At 62.0% G+C, this 19,342-nt stretch carries 22 protein-coding genes and 1 tRNA gene; 18 read left to right on the forward strand and 5 right to left on the reverse strand.

Translation table 11 applies throughout. The features are described 5' to 3' along the window. The first annotated feature begins 33 nt into the window (after positions 1–33). From eno to BH95_RS19555, 7 genes are all read left to right on the forward strand, one after another. Positions 34–1,320 carry a phosphopyruvate hydratase gene (eno, locus tag BH95_RS19525; protein ID WP_020111364.1) on the forward strand — a complete coding sequence of 429 codons (1,287 nt, stop codon included), beginning with the start codon at positions 34–36 and terminating at the stop codon, positions 1,318–1,320. Between the two features lie 30 nt (positions 1,321–1,350). Next, the gene (locus BH95_RS19530; RefSeq protein ID WP_230594178.1) at positions 1,351–2,031 is read left to right on the forward strand and encodes an FtsB family cell division protein; all 681 of its coding nucleotides are present in this window, start codon (positions 1,351–1,353) and stop codon (positions 2,029–2,031) included. Beyond that, positions 2,028–2,555 carry a DUF501 domain-containing protein gene (locus BH95_RS19535; RefSeq protein ID WP_033190784.1) on the forward strand — a complete coding sequence of 176 codons (528 nt, stop codon included), beginning with the start codon at positions 2,028–2,030 and terminating at the stop codon, positions 2,553–2,555. The genes BH95_RS19530 and BH95_RS19535 overlap by 4 nt, the downstream gene beginning before the upstream one ends. Next, positions 2,552–3,496 (forward strand): Ppx/GppA phosphatase family protein, encoded by a 945-nt coding sequence (locus BH95_RS19540; RefSeq protein WP_037183594.1) that lies wholly within the window; start codon positions 2,552–2,554, stop codon positions 3,494–3,496. Before BH95_RS19535 ends, BH95_RS19540 begins: the two co-directional genes overlap by 4 nt. A gap of 118 nt (positions 3,497–3,614) precedes the next feature. Then, entirely contained in the window at positions 3,615–5,045 is a 1,431-nt protein-coding gene (locus BH95_RS19545; protein ID WP_026347701.1) for a short-chain fatty acid transporter, read from the forward strand. A gap of 46 nt (positions 5,046–5,091) precedes the next feature. Next, positions 5,092–5,165 (forward strand) — tRNA-Leu (locus tag BH95_RS19550). A gap of 245 nt (positions 5,166–5,410) precedes the next feature. Continuing rightward, a complete protein-coding gene (locus BH95_RS19555; protein WP_157773099.1) occupies positions 5,411–6,526 on the forward strand; it encodes a DUF4062 domain-containing protein in 1,116 nt (371 codons plus the stop codon). Positions 6,527–6,549: 23 nt separating this feature from the next. On the opposite strand, the gene BH95_RS19560 is transcribed toward BH95_RS19555, so the two are convergent. Further along, positions 6,550–7,422, reverse strand: coding sequence for a tyrosine-type recombinase/integrase (locus tag BH95_RS19560; protein ID WP_244165047.1), 873 nt, complete (start codon positions 7,420–7,422; stop codon positions 6,550–6,552). Positions 7,423–7,768: 346 nt separating this feature from the next. Next, positions 7,769–8,404, reverse strand: a complete 636-nt coding sequence (locus BH95_RS19565; RefSeq protein ID WP_037183598.1) for a helix-turn-helix domain-containing protein — start codon at positions 8,402–8,404, stop codon at positions 7,769–7,771. Positions 8,405–8,543: 139 nt separating this feature from the next. Here BH95_RS19565 and BH95_RS19570 point away from each other — a divergent pair, with 139 nt between their 5' ends. From BH95_RS19570 to BH95_RS28780, 10 genes are all read left to right on the forward strand, one after another. Beyond that, positions 8,544–8,741 carry an excisionase family DNA-binding protein gene (locus BH95_RS19570; protein ID WP_032368532.1) on the forward strand — a complete coding sequence of 66 codons (198 nt, stop codon included), beginning with the start codon at positions 8,544–8,546 and terminating at the stop codon, positions 8,739–8,741. A gap of 1,155 nt (positions 8,742–9,896) precedes the next feature. Next, a complete protein-coding gene (locus BH95_RS19575) occupies positions 9,897–10,685 on the forward strand; it encodes a ParA family protein (RefSeq protein ID WP_037183599.1) in 789 nt (262 codons plus the stop codon). Further along, the gene (locus BH95_RS19580) at positions 10,685–11,035 is read left to right on the forward strand and encodes a hypothetical protein (protein WP_037183601.1); all 351 of its coding nucleotides are present in this window, start codon (positions 10,685–10,687) and stop codon (positions 11,033–11,035) included. Before BH95_RS19575 ends, BH95_RS19580 begins: the two co-directional genes overlap by 1 nt. Next, on the forward strand, positions 11,032–11,907 hold the full coding sequence (locus tag BH95_RS19585) for a DUF2637 domain-containing protein (protein WP_037183604.1): 876 nt from the start codon (positions 11,032–11,034) through the stop codon (positions 11,905–11,907). The genes BH95_RS19580 and BH95_RS19585 overlap by 4 nt, the downstream gene beginning before the upstream one ends. A 441-nt stretch (positions 11,908–12,348) precedes the next feature. Next, complete coding sequence (locus BH95_RS19590; protein ID WP_037183605.1) at positions 12,349–12,915, forward strand: hypothetical protein; 567 nt, start codon at positions 12,349–12,351, stop codon at positions 12,913–12,915. A 175-nt stretch (positions 12,916–13,090) separates the two neighbouring features. Beyond that, positions 13,091–13,396: a hypothetical protein gene (locus BH95_RS19595; RefSeq protein ID WP_037185238.1), complete on the forward strand. Its 306-nt coding sequence runs from the start codon at positions 13,091–13,093 to the stop codon at positions 13,394–13,396. Between the two features lie 109 nt (positions 13,397–13,505). Beyond that, positions 13,506–14,042, forward strand: coding sequence for a DnaB-like helicase N-terminal domain-containing protein (locus BH95_RS19600; protein ID WP_037183607.1), 537 nt, complete (start codon positions 13,506–13,508; stop codon positions 14,040–14,042). Beyond that, positions 14,039–14,317 carry a hypothetical protein gene (locus BH95_RS19605; RefSeq protein WP_037183609.1) on the forward strand — a complete coding sequence of 93 codons (279 nt, stop codon included), beginning with the start codon at positions 14,039–14,041 and terminating at the stop codon, positions 14,315–14,317. Before BH95_RS19600 ends, BH95_RS19605 begins: the two co-directional genes overlap by 4 nt. Positions 14,318–14,907: 590 nt before the next feature. After that, positions 14,908–15,246 carry a hypothetical protein gene (locus BH95_RS27840; RefSeq protein WP_080738112.1) on the forward strand — a complete coding sequence of 113 codons (339 nt, stop codon included), beginning with the start codon at positions 14,908–14,910 and terminating at the stop codon, positions 15,244–15,246. Beyond that, a complete protein-coding gene (locus BH95_RS28780; protein WP_157773101.1) occupies positions 15,243–15,410 on the forward strand; it encodes a hypothetical protein in 168 nt (55 codons plus the stop codon). Before BH95_RS27840 ends, BH95_RS28780 begins: the two co-directional genes overlap by 4 nt. Positions 15,411–15,623: 213 nt before the next feature. Here BH95_RS28780 and BH95_RS19620 read toward each other — a convergent pair whose 3' ends face one another. Beyond that, entirely contained in the window at positions 15,624–15,992 is a 369-nt protein-coding gene (locus BH95_RS19620; RefSeq protein ID WP_037183613.1) for a histone-like nucleoid-structuring protein Lsr2, read from the reverse strand. A 475-nt stretch (positions 15,993–16,467) separates the two neighbouring features. On the opposite strand from BH95_RS19620, the gene BH95_RS19625 reads away from it, so the two are divergent. After that, positions 16,468–16,986 carry a GNAT family N-acetyltransferase gene (locus tag BH95_RS19625; RefSeq protein ID WP_037183615.1) on the forward strand — a complete coding sequence of 173 codons (519 nt, stop codon included), beginning with the start codon at positions 16,468–16,470 and terminating at the stop codon, positions 16,984–16,986. A gap of 265 nt (positions 16,987–17,251) precedes the next feature. Here the strand turns inward: BH95_RS19625 and BH95_RS19630 are convergent, their stop codons facing one another. Beyond that, positions 17,252–18,463: a PrsW family intramembrane metalloprotease gene (locus BH95_RS19630; RefSeq protein ID WP_052060088.1), complete on the reverse strand. Its 1,212-nt coding sequence runs from the start codon at positions 18,461–18,463 to the stop codon at positions 17,252–17,254. Continuing rightward, complete coding sequence (locus BH95_RS19635) at positions 18,460–19,092, reverse strand: hypothetical protein (protein ID WP_052060089.1); 633 nt, start codon at positions 19,090–19,092, stop codon at positions 18,460–18,462. The genes BH95_RS19630 and BH95_RS19635 overlap by 4 nt, the downstream gene beginning before the upstream one ends. Between the last annotated feature and the right edge of the window lie 250 nt (positions 19,093–19,342).

Raw genomic sequence — 19,342 nt, forward strand, 5'->3', positions numbered from 1 at the left:
ACCCGCCCGCCCCCGTTACAAGGAGAAGCATTCGTGGCCATCATTGAGCAGGTCGGAGCTCGCGAGATTCTCGACTCCCGTGGCAACCCCACGGTCGAGGTCGAGGTCGCACTGGACGACGGAACACTGACCCGCGCAGCGGTTCCTTCCGGAGCGTCCACCGGTGAGCACGAGGCAGTCGAGCTTCGTGACGGCGGCGAGCGTTACGGCGGCAAGGGTGTCGAGAAGGCCGTCAACGCTGTTCTCGACGAGATCGCACCGGCTGTCATCGGCCTCGACGCCATCGAGCAGCGGGCCGTCGACCAGGCTCTTCTCGATCTCGACGGCACCCCGAGCAAGGCGCGTCTCGGCGCGAACTCGCTGCTCGGTGTTTCCCTCGCGGTGGCGAAGGCGGCTGCGGAGTCCGCTGGACTCGAGCTGTTCCGTTACCTCGGCGGACCGAACGCGCACATCCTTCCCGTACCGATGATGAACATCATCAACGGTGGCGCGCACGCGGACAGTGGCGTCGACGTCCAGGAGTTCATGATCGCGCCCATCGGTGCGCCGACCTTCAAGGAATCCCTGCGCTGGGGTGCCGAGGTCTACCACTCCCTCAAGTCGGTGCTGAAGGCCAAGGGCCTGTCGACGGGCCTCGGCGACGAGGGCGGCTTCGCGCCCGACCTGGCCGGAACCAAGGAAGCGCTCGACCTCATTCTCGACGCCATCGCCAAGACCGGCCTCAAGCCCGGACAGGATGTGGCGCTCGCACTCGACGTCGCAGCCACCGAGTTCTACACCGCAGGCACCGGCTACGCCTTCGAGCGCGCTACCAAGTCCGCCGAGGAGCTGTCGGCGTTCTACGGCGAACTCGTCGACGCCTACCCGCTCGTCTCTATCGAGGATCCGCTGGACGAGAACGACTGGGACGGCTGGGTTGCCCTCACCGAGGCCATCGGTGACAAGGTGCAGCTCGTCGGCGACGACCTCTTCGTCACCAACCCGGAGCGTCTCGAGGACGGCATTGTCAAGGGTGCGGCCAACGCGCTGCTGGTGAAGGTCAACCAGATCGGCACGCTCACCGAGACCCTCGACGCCGTCGACCTCGCGCACCGCAACGGCTACAAGACGATGATGAGCCACCGGTCCGGCGAGACCGAGGACACCACCATCGCGGACCTGGCGGTTGCCGTCGGCAGCGGTCAGATCAAGACGGGTGCGCCCGCACGTTCCGAGCGCGTCGCGAAGTACAACCAGTTGCTGAGAATCGAAGAAGCTCTGGGTGACGCGGCGCGTTACTCGGGTGAGCTGGCTTTCCCCCGGTTCAATTACGAGGGATAGTTTTCAGCTCGATTCGACGAGGGTGATTGCATGGCGGCACGACGAGGAAGATCCGGGACAAGCCCAGGTGGGCGTGATCCCAGGCCTCGTGGTCGCTCTGCATCCCGGGGCCGGACGTCCGGAGCTGCGTCGGGAGACGAACGCAGCTCCGGTCAGCCGGCGCCGGAGCCGTCCGATCAGGCGCGTGACGCCGTGGTCGGCGGCAAAGCAGCTCCCCGACGCGTGGGCGCGCGGGCTTCGTCCGGCGGTGAGCGCACCTTTCTCGGCCTGTCGACGGCCAAGGCCGTGGTCCTCGCCGTCGTCGTGTGCGCGTTGGCGTTGACGCTCGCGATGCCGCTGCGCACCTACTTCTCGCAGCGCGCCGAGCTCGAGCAGGTTCTCGCCGAGCGCACCGGACTCGAGCAGGACGTCAAGGACCTGGAGCTCGAGAAAACGCAATTGAACGACCCGACGCGCATCGCAGCCAATGCGAAGTCCAGGCTCCGCTGGGTGATGCCGGGGGAGACGCCGTACACGGTGCAGTTGCCGGGGGACGTCGGTCCGCCGGTGGACGACGTGGAAACCACCAAGCAATCCGAAGGCCCGTGGTACCGGGACCTGTGGGAGTCCGCGGTGCAACCGCAGGGGCCCGTGGAGGAACAAGAAGTGGTGCCGGATCGGGCTGTTTTGCCCGAGCCTGCACCGGACATCGAAGGAGGACCGGTCGGGTGAGCTCGGCAGTCTCGAAGGAAGATCTCGACGCCGTAGCGGCTCAACTCGGACGCGAACCCCGCGGTGTTCTCGCCATCGCGTATCGATCCCCGGACGGTAGGCCCGGTGTGGTGAAAACTGCCCCCAAGCTGCCCGACGGCACCCCGTTCCCCACCCTGTTCTATCTGACGGATCCGCGCTTGACTGCTGAGGCCAGCCGTCAGGAATCGGCGGGCGTGATGCGAGAGATGACTCTTCGGTTGTCCGAGGACGAGGAACTGGCCGCCGGATATCGGCGCGCGCACGAGTCCTACCTGGCCGAGCGCAACGACATCGAATCTCTCGGAACCGATTTCACCGGCGGAGGTATGCCGGATCGGGTCAAGTGCCTGCACGTGTTGATCGCTCACTCCCTCGCCAAGGGCCCGGGCGTCAACCCACTCGGTGACGAGTCGGTGGCGCTCGCCGCCGAGACCTCGTTGCGCGGCACAGCAATTCCGGCCGACTGGCCGACCATCGCCGAACTTCGCGGAGAGACTTCATGACTCGGGTAGCAGCCATCGATTGCGGCACCAATTCCATCCGCCTCCTCGTTGCGGACATCAAAGACGGTGTTCTGACGGATGTTGCGCGGGAGATGCGCGTCGTGCGCCTCGGCCAAGGCGTCGACGCGACGGGTTCCTTTGCGCCCGAGGCGATCGAACGTACCCGCGTAGCGCTCGAGGAGTTCGCCGGCATCATTCGCGAAGCCGGTGCGTCGGCGCTGCGCATGGTCGCGACGTCCGCCACCCGCGACGCCGCGAACCGCGACGACTTCTTCGCGATGACGCGAGAGATCCTGGATCCGATCGTGCCAGGTTCGGTCGCGGAGGTCATCACCGGTGACGAGGAAGCACGGCTGTCCTTCGCCGGTGCCGTCGGCGAACTCGACGCCAAGGGTGCACCGTTCGTCGTCGTCGACCTCGGCGGCGGGTCCACTGAACTCGTTCTGGGTGATCGCAAGGGTGTGCGTGCGGCGTTTTCCGCCAACATCGGGTGCGTCCGTCTGACCGAGCGTTTTCTGCACTCCGATCCGCCCACCGCCGACGAGATCGCCGGAGCTCGCGCGTACGCCCGCGAGAAGTTGGAGGAAGCGTTCGAGGACGTGAACATCGGCGAGGCCTCGAGTTGGGTCGGCGTCGCGGGCACCATGACCACCATCGCAGCCATCGCTGCAGGTCTGCAGGAGTACGACGCGGACAAGGTCCACCTGACACGAGTGTCCTTCGGAGACCTGTTCGACGTGTGCGACCGTCTGATCGGGATGACCCGCGCCGACCGAGCGGCGTTGGGGCCCATGCACCCCGGACGGGTCGACGTCATCGGTGGCGGTGCCATCGTGACCAGTGTTCTGGCCGAAGAGTTCGAGCGTCGCGGCGCCGTCAGCACCCTGGTGGTCAGTGAGCACGACATTCTCGATGGCATCGCCCTGTCCGTGAAGGCGTAGTTCTGCAGATTCGCAGGTAATACCTGCGGCGATGCTCCTTGCATCGGTGTCCGATTCGGTGAACTCTGTGACGTGCGACACGCACGCGCAGGGGACTACGCCGAAACGAGGATCATCGATGACGACGACGCAGGCACCCGCCGAGAAGGGCCTGGCACGGCTCGCGCAAGGACTGGCTCGAGCCACCGAAAAATGGTTCCCCGACGCCTACATCTTCGCTTTGGTGGGCGTTGTCGTCGTCGCGGTGGCGGCGTTCGCGAACGGGTCGTCGCCGCAGAACGTCGTCGACGCCTTCGGTGGGGGTTTCTGGGATCTGACGGCGTTCACGCTGCAGATGGCGATGGTGGTGCTCACCGGGTACGTCGTAGCGACGTCGCCTCCGGTGGCGCGGCTGATCACCCGTCTGGCACTGCTGCCTCGTTCACCCAGCAGCGCAGTGAGTTTCGTGGCCCTGCTCTCCTGTACGGTGTCGTTTCTGAACTGGGGATTGAGTTTGGTTTTCAGCGGTCTGCTCGCTCGCGCGATCGCGCGACGGTCGGACATGCAGGCCGACTACCGGGCTCTCGGTGCCGCGGCATTCATGGGACTCGGTGCGGTGTGGGCGCTCGGAATGTCCTCGTCCGCGGCACAATTGCAGGCAACTGCGAGTTCCCTGCCCGGACCGCTGCTGCAGATCACCGGTGTTCTCGATTTCGGTAAGACCATCTTCACGTGGCAGTCGTTGGTGACCTGTTTGATCATCACGGTGATCACCGTCGTCATAGCGCATCTGTCCGCTCCGAAGGGCGCGGCGATCAAGACTGCGGAGAGCATGGGCGTCGATCTCGACGACACGATCGACGAGCCGGCTCCGCGGTCGCGTCCCGGCGAGTGGCTCGAGTACAGTCGGGTCCTTCCGTTGCTGATCGGTGCAATGACGCTGGGATGGCTTGTGTCGCAGCTACTGACGTTGCCGGTGCTGTCGGTGGTGTCGAGCCTGAACGGCTATCTTCTGGTTTTTCTGATCCTCGGTCTCGTCCTGCACGGAACGCCCAGAAGGTTTCTCGACGCAGTGTCCAAAGCAGTGCCGGCCACCGCGGGCATACTCGTTCAATTCCCGCTGTACGCGGCGATGGCTGCCATTCTGGTCGAGGCCGAGGGACGGGGAGGCGTCACGATCTCCGAGCACCTCGCGAACTTCTTCACCGACATCGGTAGCGGCGGCGGCTTTGCTGTCGTCATCGCGATCTACACCGTGATCCTCGGGCTGTTCGTGCCCTCCGGCGGAGGTAAATGGCTGGTCGAAGCGCCCTACGTCATGCAATCGGCTACCGACGTGCAGATGAACCTTGGCTGGACCGTCCAGATCTACAACGTCGCCGAGGCACTGCCGAACCTCATCAACCCGTTCTTCATGCTTCCGCTGCTCGCCGTACTGGGCCTGCGGGCCCGCGATCTCATCGGATTCACGTTCCTGCAGTTCATCTTCCACTTCCCGGTCGTCCTGCTGCTGGTGTGGCTCCTGGGCATGACCTTCGACTTCGTGCCACCGGTCATCCCCGCCCAGTAGCGGACCGATATGATCGTCACCGCTGGAACCAGCGGTCCCAGCAATCGCCCCTATAGCCCAATTGGCAGAGGCAGCGGACTTAAAATCCGCACAGTGTCGGTTCGAGTCCGACTGGGGGCACAGAAAAGGTGCAGGTCAAGGTCGGTGTCGGACGTGAGTGGACGTTCGAACACTAGTGAGAGTGACACATATTGACACATCTCAGAATAACTGTGCTTCCCGGACGTTGCCGGATCTACATGTTGCCACCTGGACGATACGACCAACGAGGCCGCTTCGATCCCGGTCTCATGTGACTTGTCGGTCGGGTGATGTCTAATGAGGTGATGGCCCCACATGTAGACATAGATCAACGCTCCGCATCAGTGGTGCCGAGGCAAGAAGACATCGCTGACTGGGCATCAGGCCGCAGGATCTTTGTTTCCAGCTTGATTACCGACATGCTAAATGAGCGTGCAGCGTCGAGGTCCGCGATCGCAGATATCGGCGCGGATCCAGTGATGTTCGAGCATGAGCTCGGAGCACAGGACGTCAGTGCCGATGAGGCGTATTTGGCGGGCGTTCGGGGGTCTGATGTCTACGTCGGTCTTTGGGGTCCGCGATATGGAGTCCGGATGCCCGATGGGTACTCGGCAACCCACGCGGAGTTTCTGGAGGCAGAGAAACAGGGGTTGAGGCTGTGTCTGTTCGTAGGTGACGCCAACACCGCCGACTTCGATGGCCAGCAGCGAGACCTTATCGCAAGTGCACGAAATCTCTACACCACCAGCACATGGCATACGATTGACGATCTTCAAGAACGCATTCGCGCGCGATTGATGGCTTTGGCAGCAGAGGACCTGGCACCGTGGGTCAGGTTGGGACCGTTGTTTTTCAGGGCAACGGATATTTCCGGCGACGGCACGAAATTGATCATCAAAGCCCAAGTCCGTTCCGCCTCGGTTCACGCGGAACTTGGTCAGCTGCGGGACGCTCGAACGCAAATTGTGTTTGCCTCCACTGCAGAGTCCAAAGTCGTACGGATCGATCGGTTGTCCTCGACGATGCGCTCGACAAACGTCCACGACGAAACCATTGAATTATCTGTTGTCTCGCAGGGACAGTCGGCGTCTGCCGTATTCCGTCTCGGTTCGATAAACGGTGTCCCTGCTGAAGAGGTTCAGAAGAAATCGCTGGGAGCCGGGTTGTTCGGCGAGCCTGCAAGCGGCGATTCTTTTTTGCCCTGGGGCGCGCCGGTCGATCCTCTCGAACTGGTACGTGGACTTGGGCTTGACGACTCGGTCCTCCGGCCGATCGTGTCCTTGCTGATTACGCAACACCTGTTCGAGTCGGGCTCTGCTGCCGTGGTGGACGCTGTCGTTCTTGGTCCGTCTGTAGTGGGAAATCGACGACTGAAGGTCACCTGGACGCCTCGTAGGATCTACGACAACGTTCCCGCACCTTCGAAGGTCACTATCGAAGGAATATTGAGTGGCGTCTGAGCGAAATGTGTTGCGCCCGTGCGCTAGGTGGACTTCCTACGCTTCTGCAACGGGTCGAAGCTGTTTGCAGCCTCCAACAAAGCATCTTCCTGCGAATGTGCGTAGACGCTCAGGGTGAATGCTGCGGACGCATGGCCCAACCACGCCGCGATGACAGCGATCGGCACACCCTGCAGATGCATGAGAGTCGCGCAAGTATGTCGGGCGTCGTGCAGACGGATGGACTTGAGGCCCGCTGCTTTAAGGACCTTCTTCCAGCGAAAGGTCAAGAGGTTCGGATGCACGGCCTCACCCGATGGAAGGCGAACTACGTATATCGAGTCGGTGTAGTCGACGCCCAGCAAGAGTTTGTCCTCCGCCTGCTGAGCTTTCGCGGCTTTCAGCGCTGCGGCCAGGGGTTTCGGGAGTGGTAGTCGTCGCTTGGAGCGACGGCTCTTCGGTGTGCCTTCGACTATGCGAGAGCCGACTGCAACTCTGCTGTTCGCAATAGAGATGGTGTTTTTCTTGAAGTCGACGTCGGACCAGCGAAGGCCTGCAATCTCACCGCGTCTCAATCCGGAAAGAGCAAGATGCCAAGCGTGAGCCATTGGATCTCTGTCGACATACTTCAGTAGGCGTTTCGCCTCTACCTGCGACAGCGTTTCCATTTCGACGGCCTCGGTCGGCAATCGATCGACCATCGCGGCGACGTTTCGGATTATGCTGCCCTGCTTGAGTTGATCGTCGAGGATTGCCGTCAGCAAGCTCAGCATGTAATTGACCGTGCGTGCGGACCAGGGCTTTCGAGCTCGACCGTTCGGCAAGGGAAGGCCACCCGCTCGGAGTTTTTTGACCAGGCTGTCGATGTCAGTCTTGGTCAGCTTCTGTACGGGGATGCCGCCAATTTCGGAGATCACGGGCTGCAGGTTGACCCTATGCCCCCGAAGTGACGACTCCTTGAGCTTGTGTTTCGAATCCAGCCACCGCTCGCAGGCGTGAGCAAGAGTGAGCTCGGACGAATGAATGAACGTGCCGTTGGAAACCTTGTTCGTAGTCTCGGCGAGTGCTTGGCGGGCTGCCTGCTCGGTTGCAAATCTGCGCTTGCTCTGTGTTCGATTGACGATCTGTGTCGTCGTTCCGTCGGGGTTCTTGCGCGTTGTAGTTCTGCTACCGGTGTCGACTCTGACCTCGTACCGCACGATTGCACGACCGGTCTTGCGGTCCGTGATCGTCAGCTTGCGAATCTGTGGCGGCAGCTGAGTTCTAGCCATCGTTGTCGTCCTCGCCCATTGCCATCTGTAGATCTGTCATCCGGTGAAACAGCTCTTCTGCGCGTCTGCGCGCGTCCTCGTAGGCCATCTGCATGGTCTCGATATGCTCCGTTGACTCCCGCGCCGACAAACCAGTTCGCAGCTGTACACGTGCGCGCCGCATCGTGTGAAGGGCCTGAAGCCACTCGCGCGTAACACCAACTCGGTCGTTGTTCGGATCGAACTGTTCCCGCGCCCATATTTCGACGGGCTGTTCTGTCTCCGCATCGGTCCAGTCGGCGGACGGTTTCATCAAGCCTGCCTCGCCGCTGAACCACTGCAAAGCACCGTGTGATTCCTGCTCCAGGCCAGGAAGCACCTCGACTTTGCCTCTGGGGAGATCTGGGAAGACGAGCTGGGCCGGCGAAACTCCCAGAGCTGCAGCAAGAACGAGGAGTTCGGGCACGTCAATGGTCTTCTTTCGCCCTGTCTCCAGATCGGCGACCACTGACCGCGAGATCCCATATCCGATCTCTACGGTGCGATCTGCAAGCTTCGCCGCTGACAGTCCCGAGTGCTCCTTACCTCGGAGCCGCCTAACTTCACCGGCGACGCGGGCCACTAGCTGTTCAGCCCAAGACTGTGTCATAAGCACGCAGTCTAGCCGATTTTCCGTATGTGTTGTGGCAGCGCTACTGAATTGCTACCTTGTGGTGGAACCACATGGACGGCGCTCGATCGAGTGCGCGATTGTGGTGAAAATACACAATATGCGGAGAGGAAACACCATGTCTCGACGGTTGTATTCGGTCCAGGAAGCGATGGCTCGGACAGGTCTCGGACGCTCCAACCTGTTCAACAAGCTTGCGGCCGGTGAGATTCGCAGCGTCAAGGTCGGTAAGCGCCGACTGATTCCCGACACGGCCATTGACGAGTACATCGTCGGACTGGAGGAGGCGGCACGCGTCAGCTCGGGCGTTGCCTGACATGCCTCTCACTGCAGACCCGTACGAACTAGAGACGCCCCCGGCGAGTTCCGGTGTTACGAGCACCGGTGCCGAGGGCGTCCTCGAAATCCCCACCTTGCAGGAAGGAGCTTCGTCCTCGGATACTAATCGGTCCTGACGCGCCTCACAAGGCGTTTTGCCGCGCTCATGCCCTCACTCTGCTTCGGAATGTTGTCGACGTAGAGCGGGGATGAGTGGAGGCCGGATTTACCCGCGTCTAGGTAAATCCATCTGCGTACACACTGTTTACGCGATTGTCTGCGTCACGCCATACCCCTGCGTGGGTCCCGTGTGCCGTTGAAGTCCGCCCTCAGTCGCTGTCGCAGCGTCGTTTTCTGGCAGAGCCCGACGAACAACCAGCCTGCCGCCGGCCTGTGCACCCTTTGTAAATCCTCGGAGACCGGCCCCGAGGCACCATCAGCTCGACTGATCATCGAGCGGGTGGCGATACCGATTAGCCGCGCGCCCAACGAGGCACGGGGCTATCGGGCGTGGAGCGGACAACGTGGGTGCGGAAATTGGCTCAGGGGCCATGGGGGGTCCGGAGCGAACGAACGAAGTCCCTTGTCTTTCATACGTCACCACTATGGAGGTACCAGTTGAGTTCTCGACCCATCTGCAATGCTCACATCACAGAGCTGCCTGGTATGGCCAACTGTCATTCAGGTCTCGATCTTTCAGTCCGTGCCGCCCTCCTGCATGTCGATTCCCCGAAGACCCAACTAGAGCAACGTATTTGGCGGTCTGCACGCGAGCGCAGCAGTTCGCTGGTGCCGGCCGCTCCCGCGGGCGGTACGGCGGCGTTCCCCGCGAGTGCCATACCTGAATTACCCGCAAAGAGTGCCTCAGATGACTCGCTGGCGACGGGCGTCATACGTCCCGCGGTGGTTACACCAGCATTGCCCACCAAGGATGCGAGTCGCGCTTGGGATGTGTTGGTAGTAGACGCTTCTCATACCCCTGTGGCGTGCATTTCGCCTATGGCACGCGACTCGCGCTTCGTGCCCCTTACCTGCAATACATCCAAGACTTCTACGGGGCACGACACATCCCTCGGTTCCAAGGCGTGGATGACATCCCATTCCCGCCATACCCCCAGTTCGTCCCATTCATCCATGGAAAGTGAGACCCACCATGCCCGCTGACATCTTTGCGTTCTGCAACCAGAAGGGCGGAGTGGGCAAGACCACCACCGTCTTTCACCTCGCCTACGCCGTTGCCCAAGCGGGGACGCGAGCACTCGTTATCGACGTGGATCCGCAAGGCAACGCCAGCACCGTCCTGGCCAGGACCGAGCTAGAGAGCGACGATGTCGGTGTTGCCGACGTACTCGCCGAGTCGTCGAACGCGACCATCGCCGATGCTGTCGTCCCCACCATCTGGCCCGGCGTAGACCTGGTACCCACGTCGCCGGGAAACGAGTCCCTGGCCTATGTCCGCGATCAATTGGTCGTCGCCGGTGCCGGCCGAGAACGGCGGCTTCGCGACGCAATCGAGGTCGTACGAGGCGTGTACGACGTGATCCTCATAGATTGCCCACCTAGCCTCGATCTGCTGACTATCAACGCCCTTGTTGCAGCGCGCGCCGCCGTCGTCGTGACTCAGTCCGCGCTGTTCTCAGCGAATGGACTCGCGCGGCTACTACGCACCATCGACGCAGTCAAGCGCAGCTACAACCCGGACCTCGACATGCTCGGTGCGATCGTCAACCTTCACGAGATCGCGACGATCAGCGGTCGAGAACAACTGATCGAGATCGCCGCAAGCATCAACATCCTCGGCGATGCCGTCCCCAAGCGGGTTGTCATCAAAGACTCGATGGAGGCCCAAACCAGCCTGGTCGACTGGGGGACAACACAATCTCGCAGCCTGTCGACGATCTATCGCGACACCCTTGCGCTGCTCACGAAGGGACACCTGTGATGGCCCGGCCCGAACGTATGAAGAGCGCACTCGCCGGATCGAGCCCGGTCGATCCGCCGGAGAACTCGCGGCAGCCCCACGACACTGTTTCGTTGGTCGAGACCGGTGCGCAAACGTCACCGGACAACGCAAAACAGAAGCGTTCGTACTACCTCTACCAGTCCACCGTCGACGATCTTCTCAACGCAGCCGAAGCGCTGTCCGCAACGCCCGGCGCACCGCGGGGCCCGTCGGATCTCGTCAATGCGGCAATCGAAGACTACTTGGAGTTGTTGCGCAACAGATTCAACGACGGTGCGCCGTTCCCGCAACGAACGGGCCCCCTCGCACGAGGACCGAGAATCCGATGAGCCGATCACACTCCGCGGCAACTCCGTTGACAACGAAGCCGTCAGACGTCGTTGCGCTACATCCAGCGATTCTGCAGTGGGCTCTCGCAACAGCCGTTGCGTTGACAGTTGGCATCGCCGGGGCGTCCTTCTGGCTCAGTTTCGCTGTGTTGCGTGATCTCGCGGTGATGGCAGGGATAGGTCCCGGTGAAGCCTGGGTGATTCCGATCGTGTTGGACGGTGCAATCGTCTCGACAACAGTGACGGCGATTGCGCTGTCCAACCACACGGACAACCGCACCATCAAGGGCCGTCGTTTTGTCGTATCGATTTTACGTGTCGCGGCATCGGCGTCGATTGCGGGTAACTCGTATCACGCAGTGTTGAGTGCGACCTTGCTTCCGGCCGTGGTCTCGGCGGGTATTGCCACCATTGCACCTATTGCGCTCCTTGCGATGACGGAAGTGCTGGCTGTCATCCTTCGTGCGCCCCGCGGAACCGCAGGGGAGGAGTTGGCTCCGAGTGCTGCCACAGAAGAGCCGGATTGGACTGACGCCGACTCCATCCAAGAAGGCCAAAGCCAGAGCGGGGATGACTCAGGGGGTGAAGACGGCTGGCGGGAAGAACAGGTCGACGCGGCGGACTCGCCTCGACTGCAAGTAGACGACCTCACACCGGAAGTTGCAGAGACAGCGCGGCTTCGACACGCCCACCGTGAATGGTCGTGGGCACGAATCGGTAGAGAAACGGACGGCTCCGTTGCATCGACCGCGATGCGCCGATATCGGAAGTGGGAAGAAGTCACCGCAGGGATCGTCGATGGCCACCAGGACGGGCAATTCAAGTTTGATAACAGGTCAGCCTGCGAACATGACCGCATGTCCGCAGGATAGAAGTGCTACCGCGACATCGAGCCTGGTTGCTTTCCGTCGCTCCCGCGCAATCACCCCAGGCTGTTGAGGGCTGTGAGGTGGTCGCGCCCGGATGGCTCAGTCTGCGTCGAGGCCCGCGCTGCCCTGGGCCCACCTCCGGCGGTCTCCGGATTGAGCTCCGCTGCGCTCCGCACAGCAGAAAGAACAATTTCCTTCGCACATCTGGCTCCGATCGAGCATGCAACACCCTGACCCGTCTTACCCAACCCTGACTCCGCCTTGCTTCGGCCCGATGGGCTCCGAAAACTTTTCAAAGCGCCTGCGGCTGAAAACTTTCCGGATCAGGGCCAGGACGCCGGTCCAGTGCGCCGCCTTCTCTCCTTCGAGCCAGATGACGGCGAAAGAAATTGGCAGAGCGGAGGGGCCGGGGGTGCCGGTCCCGCAACAGAAAGAGAGCCCGACATGCCGCAGAGTACTTCCAGCACAGGACGACGGACCACCGCCGCATACAACGCCCGAACCACCGGAATTGTCACCCACACAACCGTCCTGGTCACAGGACCCCAACAGGCCACTATCACCGCCACCTCCGCAGCAACCGACGAAGCGCAGATGATCGTCGCACTAGGTCACGTCATGATGACCTTCCGCAGCGCCGAAACAGTATCCGCAGTCATCACCGGATTCGCCACCGTCCGGGCCGCACTTGCCGGAGCCGATGGACAAGCCCCCCACCCCGCCCAACCAGGCGCAGAATTCGGTGCCGCTGCGATCTCCGTCCTATGGCTCGACAGCCCCGAACACACCGCAGTCCCACACCACCGCTACAGCTCCGAACAACGCCGCACGATCCACTGGGTAGACCTGCACATGGGACCTGTCACCTGGCGCATCACCGACCGCATCGGGTACGACACTCTGATGGCCGAACTCCGACGCGTTCACCGTGCTGCCGTCGGAGTATTTCTCGACGGCGGCCGCTACCGCCGCGACCCCGCCAAGCTCCTCGATGTCTTCGACGACGTCTAATACCACACGTTCGGCCCCAGCCCCGGGGCCGAACGTCGTTTGTCCACAGGCTGACTCGACACGACAGTTATCCACACCCTCGCCTGATTGGTCTCCGCGCCAAACCTGTTTTTCCGGACCTCGTGTGACCCTCGACAACAAGCAGCTAGCCGGCACGAGCGACAAGGAACCAACGATGATCACCTGGACAGTCACCACACACCCCGAAGACAACCCCGAAATTCTGACCGCAACCGGAGCAGAACCCAATCTCCAAGGTGCGAAACGCGCCGCCGCAGATGCCGTCCGTACCGCCCTCCTCGACGCGCGCGAGCACGCATCGTCCGACAACGGCAGCCCGCCGTCCTACCTCGTCACACTCGACGGAACCTGTGCCCTCATCATCGGACTCGGAAGCTGCAGGCTCGAGAACTACAACGCCGTCCTCGACAGCCTCGAGCAGTTCGACGGCACCGCACCACCGAACCTTCTCTACATCTGACCCACACCTCCGCAATGACGTCGAAGGCGGCATAGCCAGGCAAAGCGCAGCCGGAATATCGAATCCAGTTCTCCCGCAACAGACCCGCGAATGGAAACGAGGCGAACAGATGACCCCATTGAGAGCAGTGGAACCCACCGACGACGACGATCACGCTGATCTGACGGACCATCCGGAGACGGCACCGGAAGCGCTGGCGATCTGCGCATTGATGTGGTTGCAGGACGCCGACGAGGCCGCCCGCATCGCAGCGACATTGCAGGCCAATGATTTCCATGATCCCGTGTATCGCGAGCTGTACGGCATCGTGCAGGGGCTGATCATCGACAACCTCCCACACGATCCCGCGAGTGTTCTGGGCGTCCTCGTCCGGTCAGGTGCCAGTGGACACCGCGGTGCACGGCTGCGTCGAACACTGACCGACGTCACCGCAGCGAACGCATGCGGTGCCTCGGCAACCGACTACGCCGGCATGGTGCTGTCGGAAAGTTACCGACGTAGCTTCTTCGACGCAGGGATCAGAATTCAGCAGCTCGCCGAGGAAGCGCCGGAAGAATTTCTGTTCGACCAGCTCGTCGAAATCGGAAGGGCGCAACGTGAAGCGACGAACCGCCTGAACGCCTTCCGCAGCGGCAGTGCACTATGACGGCACCGGACGAGGCAGACACAGGCGATGAGCTACGGCGAGCTGCTCTCGCTTCCGCTTGGTTCGCCGCCGCAGATGTCGCGCATCTCGATACACACGAAGTCGAGGACCTCGGTGCCGGCAGTGAGATAGAGGACGCGCTGGCCGCCGGAAAGACACTCAGCGAAGTTGCGCGGTCCACCGGGTACACCGAGGCCGTCGCCTCAGACCTTCTGGGCAAGTTCCGAAAGTTTCGCGAGATTCTCGCGGTGCGCGACCAAATTCCCCTGTTCTGAGCAACTTTCCACCCACACCTCGCATTGCCGCTATGACTCGAAGAGGCCGACGCCATGAACTTCATCCGCATCGACACCGACCGAGGCACCCTTTACGGGCCATCCTTCGCCGAGACGCTGACGCACTTTTTCGGACAGAACCAGCACGTCGAATGGGAATGCCACAAGCTGACTGCCGGATACTCAGGTGGGCGATGCACAGTGTCGACTGCAATCCGAGTGCATCACCGAGGACAGTTGATCGTCGCAGCTCGATCCTTCGGCTCCCGGACCGTTGACGCGATCCCCGAGTGCGCAGTTCGCATCGAACCAAAATTCGCTACCGCACCGTTCGATGCACCGGCAATGCCGCGCTGGGCGTACGAGTGGGCGTATGACCTGCTGGTCTGAATTCACGGTATAGATCGGCCGGTACAGATCGAAAGCGAACTTGCTCCTTCGCTGCGGCGTTGACGCGGAGCGCTTCCGTGCACTGAGCAACGTTCGGTCCACGCCACAAGCCCTCCACGTGACGAAACTTCGACGAGATGTCAGAAGGTGCTGCGCAGCGCGCCGCACTCCGAACCCACCACACGAAAGGAACCCGGCCCGTGCCAGCGCAAGCCTGGATCACCCTCATAGTCGGCGTCTTCGCCGTCGTCGGCGTCGCCGGAACCGTCAACCAACGCACCCGAGCGGACAACCGCTCCCAATCCTGGCAACGAATCACCTGGTGCCTCGAATGCACCGTCAGCGACAACCCTGACAAAGTTGCGCTCGGCTGGACAGTGTTCGGCACCGTTGCCGCAACTCCCTTCATCGCCAAGACTGACCGTCGCACACTCCGAGCTATTGCCGACCGAGATATTGCGCCCAGCAGCGACGACCTAGCGGAAACCGACGACAACAGCGACAATGGATCTACAACACCCCGCGAGGAGCGCCCATGACCACCACCGAACCACGCCGGGCCTGGACTCCCGAGCAACGCCGGAAGGTCCGCGCGGCAGCCGCAGGAGCCTCGATCAAGCTCCGCGAGTACGACAACGATCCAGTCCCGCAGTGGCTACGCGACGTTGCCGCAGGCAAAGACATCAAGTCGGCGACTGACTGACTACCCCATCAACCCGACAAGGCCCGCCCAACCGAGGGACGGGCCTCCGTCATGTCGTGCACGACGGGAATCGATGCCGTCGACTATGCAGAACGAGTTGCCGCCATGCGGGCAGCAGGCAAATGGAACTCCACTGCCCGTCCTGCCGCAGACCGGTCAGCAGAGAGAATATGAAGCCGCCGCTCGCGTGGCTGACAGGCGGCTCGCCGCCTGTCAGTGTGCGGCGTTGTACGCCTCTTCGATGTCGGCCGGGATGCGGCCGCGTTCGCTGATCTCGTACCCCTGATCGAATGCCCACTGCCGAATCGCACGTGTCTGCTCTGGATCACGCTTGGCTGACCCGTCGGCAGCGGCAGCGGATGACGCGGCAGCGGGGGAGGGCTTACGCTTGCGGCCACCGACCCGCGTCGCGTGTCCTACGTAGTAGTCGAGCTTCTTGTGAAACTCGTTCGCGTTCTTCGCTTTCAGGTCGATCGAGTACTCGACGCCGTTGATGGCGAACTCGATAGTCTCGCCGGATTCGTCGTCGATGACCGAACCGTCGATATCGTCCACCAGTTGGGTTGTCACTCGTTTGGCCACAGTGGAGAACCTTTCATCGATGCATTCGTAATGCGCAACCGCATTCGTATTCATGATCGTAACCACTACTCGCCGCCGGAAACTCGGTGGAAGCTCCCCGCTGTGCGTGTTAGCGTAAATCGGTCGTGTGCGATATTGAAAATCATGTACGTGAGGTGAGTTGATGGTTGCCGCTGAGGCCAGTACTTCGCGATGCACCCGACCGTCCTCGCAGGCCAGGTCTGTCTGATTTTTCTCCTTGCGCGACTGGCACGGGGTGCGTCGTTGAATGTTCGCCACCGAGTGCCCTACTCACGGACACGCGGAACATCGACCCGACCGAGCGTAAGACAGCAAAATTCGTCGTCACCCGTGCGGTGAGACACCAGCGGTGTGCGCGAAGGCGGCCCGATGCCTGCGCCGGAGGTTCGACGAGAAACGTCTCCGAACGCAACGCCCAGCTAGCTTTGCACCTACATCGAGGGAGTCAAAAACTATGCTCGACAACAACACCCGATGGACCACTCGCACCGAGACGAACGCCGACATCGCCGCTGTCCGCGCGGTCAATCTCGCAGCTTTCGACACCGAGGAAGAAGCCGACCTCGTCGACTCCTTGCGTCGTGACCGAGCCTGGATCGACGAACTATCGGTCGTCAGCGTGGACGAGGCCGGCAAGGTTGTGGGCTACGCCTTGTTGACTCGGTGCCACATCGGAGATACGCCCGCACTGTGCCTCGCGCCGTGCGCCGTTCTGCCCGACAACCAGAACACCGGTGCCGGATCGGCAGCCACTCGAGCAGCGCTGACGGCCGCCAGAAACGCGGGTGAGCAGTACGTGACCGTCCTCGGACATCCGACGTACTACCCGCGGTTCGGATTCGAGCGAGCATCGAAGCACGGCGTGCACATGAACATCGACGTGCCCGGCGAAGCGTTGATGGTGCTCGCACTCGGAGATCGCCCGGTTCCTGCCGGCGCGATCTCCTATGCAGCAGCATTCGGTGAGATCTAGAACGCGATAGAGATCCTGCGATTCCGAGAACCGGGTGCGTCCACTGTGGACGTACCCGGTATTCGGTTGCCATCCAACGGTTCCGTGCCTCGAGAGACGACACGTCCGATCTCGTAAGAGGCAAGGGCGGCGAATGAGGTTGTCCCTCACGAAAGATGTGGCAAGACTCGACTGGTCCGTAGATCAGGCTTTCGTGAAGCCACCCATTCCCGGATCGTCCGAGTCTGCGGAATCGCGGCTGACAGCCAGGCGCGAGATCGAGTAGTCAGAGGGCCCGGGTTAGTTCTGAATCAGTTCGGAGGCGTTTCACCTCGGCGCGGGAGTGTCGGACGGCCTCTGTGTCTGAGCTCTTGTCGCGCGCGACGTCGTGTGCAAGGTCGAGGATTGCTCGTCGGAGATGCTTACGCGCCTTGCGGGACCGCCGATTCGAAGCGGCTTTCTCGAATGCCTTCCGTGCCTTCTTCTCCAGCACGCCCTCGACCTCGGTATCGGTGAGATGTCCGGCCTCGACTTCGGGGGCGAGGATGTCGCGGACGAATTGGTACTCGCGCGGCGCAGCACGGCGGAACGCGATGGTCAGTACCGTGAATCCGAGGGCGATCGAGACGAACCAGACGCCGAAGACGGCCAGGCCGTTGCCGCCGCTGAGGCCACCCGCGTCGTCCCACATGAAGTGCAACAACATTCCGGTTGCCACGAACGCGAGACCCCGTCCGATTCTGCGGGGTTGAGCGTCGGTCCCGATCAGGTAGAGAACTCCACCGCAGACCAACGCACTGAACAGGGGGTGGGATATGAAGCTGACCGCGATCCGGGTAAAGGACATCTGCACGGCATTGCCGAACGGGTCGGTCCCGAACGACCCAGCAGACGCGGTCGCGGAGTAGAGAAAGTCCTCGAATACGGCGAATCCGAGTCCGATGAAGGCTCCGATGATCAAGCCGTCGTTTGCGGTTCGGACCAAGCGCGGAGCGAGGCCCATCAGAAGCACGAATCCGCAGAGCTTGGCTGCTTCCTCGGTGATCGGTGCCGTCGCACCTGCGGCCCAGTTGGCACTCCAGACTTGGCCGAAGAGCTTGGGGTAGATGCCGAGCATCGCGGTGTTCACGGTCATGGCGAAGGCGAACGTCGCGGGAATTGCGCCCCACAGCAGCGCAGCTGCAATGAGCGTGCCGGGCTGACGTTCCCACCGGTCGATGTGGCGGAACCACGCGAACCAGGCGAGACCGCACAGGCCGCAGAGGACGGCCGCTATCGCGAACCCGTCGGCGTAGAACCCGGCCTTCGGAGCGAAGAATGACCAGGCTTGTACAGCACCGAGGGCGGTGAGAGCGGTAAACACCCAGAACGAGAAATTGTGAGGTTGGAAGAACTCGAATCGTTCGCCCCAGCCGGAGATCTTCACAGCGTCGTCCTGGCGTCGCAGCGCATCGGTAGCCGATGGATCCGTCGACGTCTCGATTGCGTTGTCGCTCATCGGTTGTTCCCGTCCGTGCTGCGGATGCTGGTGATCATGTCTCGGATGTTCTCGGCGGCTGCAGTCATCTGGGCGGGTGGGCCGTATGCCGTGATCTGCAGGCCGGTCCCGTCGATGACGAAGGTCGCCGCCAGACCGTCTCCTCGGATGCTGCTGTAGGGCGCAAGGACGCCGGGTTCTCCGGTCACCGTCGTGAGGTTGGTTCGATCGCCCTCGACCTGAAAGGAAGGATCACTGGTACGAGAGGTGACCTTCGCTGTCTGGTCCAGTAGTTGGGACGGAGTGCCGTCGAAGGAGTCCGACGAGATCTGAAACGTCACACCGTCGCCGGCGAGAATGACGTCGCCGGATTTCTGTACCGATTCGCCTGGGTCGACTCGAAAACCGCTTTCGACGTTCCAGCCTGCGGTGGGGGTGAATTCGATGGCGTCGGTGAGGGCGAGTTGCTCGCCTGCCTCGGTCGGATCGTCCCAGGCGAGAGATGAGTCGATTCTCGGTACGACGATGGTCAGGACCACGAAGACCGCGATGACGAACAGTGCGGCTGGAAGTGATCGTATGTCGAGGCCGAGCACACGGTGTTCGGCCGGCACCCGCGCCCTGTGCTTGCTGGGTTGGGTCAGTGTCACAGGCGCGTCTCTCCCTGTTCGGTGCCTTTACACATTCATTGGACATCGCAGATGTTACTTCGGCGTCGACCTTGATGTCGGCTGCCGCCTCCGAGTTTCACAGTCACGAATCAACAATGCCGCATCGCTCCCGACAACAAGTCCTCACGCTCGACCCGTTCGGCTCCTGCGGTGTCGACGCAATTCCCGAGTGCGCCGCTTGCAGCACATCGAATTCTGTTCCCGCACCGTTGGATGCAACTGTGTTTCC

Source organism: Rhodococcoides fascians A44A, assembly GCF_000760735.1.
Lineage (GTDB): Bacteria > Actinomycetota > Actinomycetes > Mycobacteriales > Mycobacteriaceae > Rhodococcoides > Rhodococcoides fascians_E.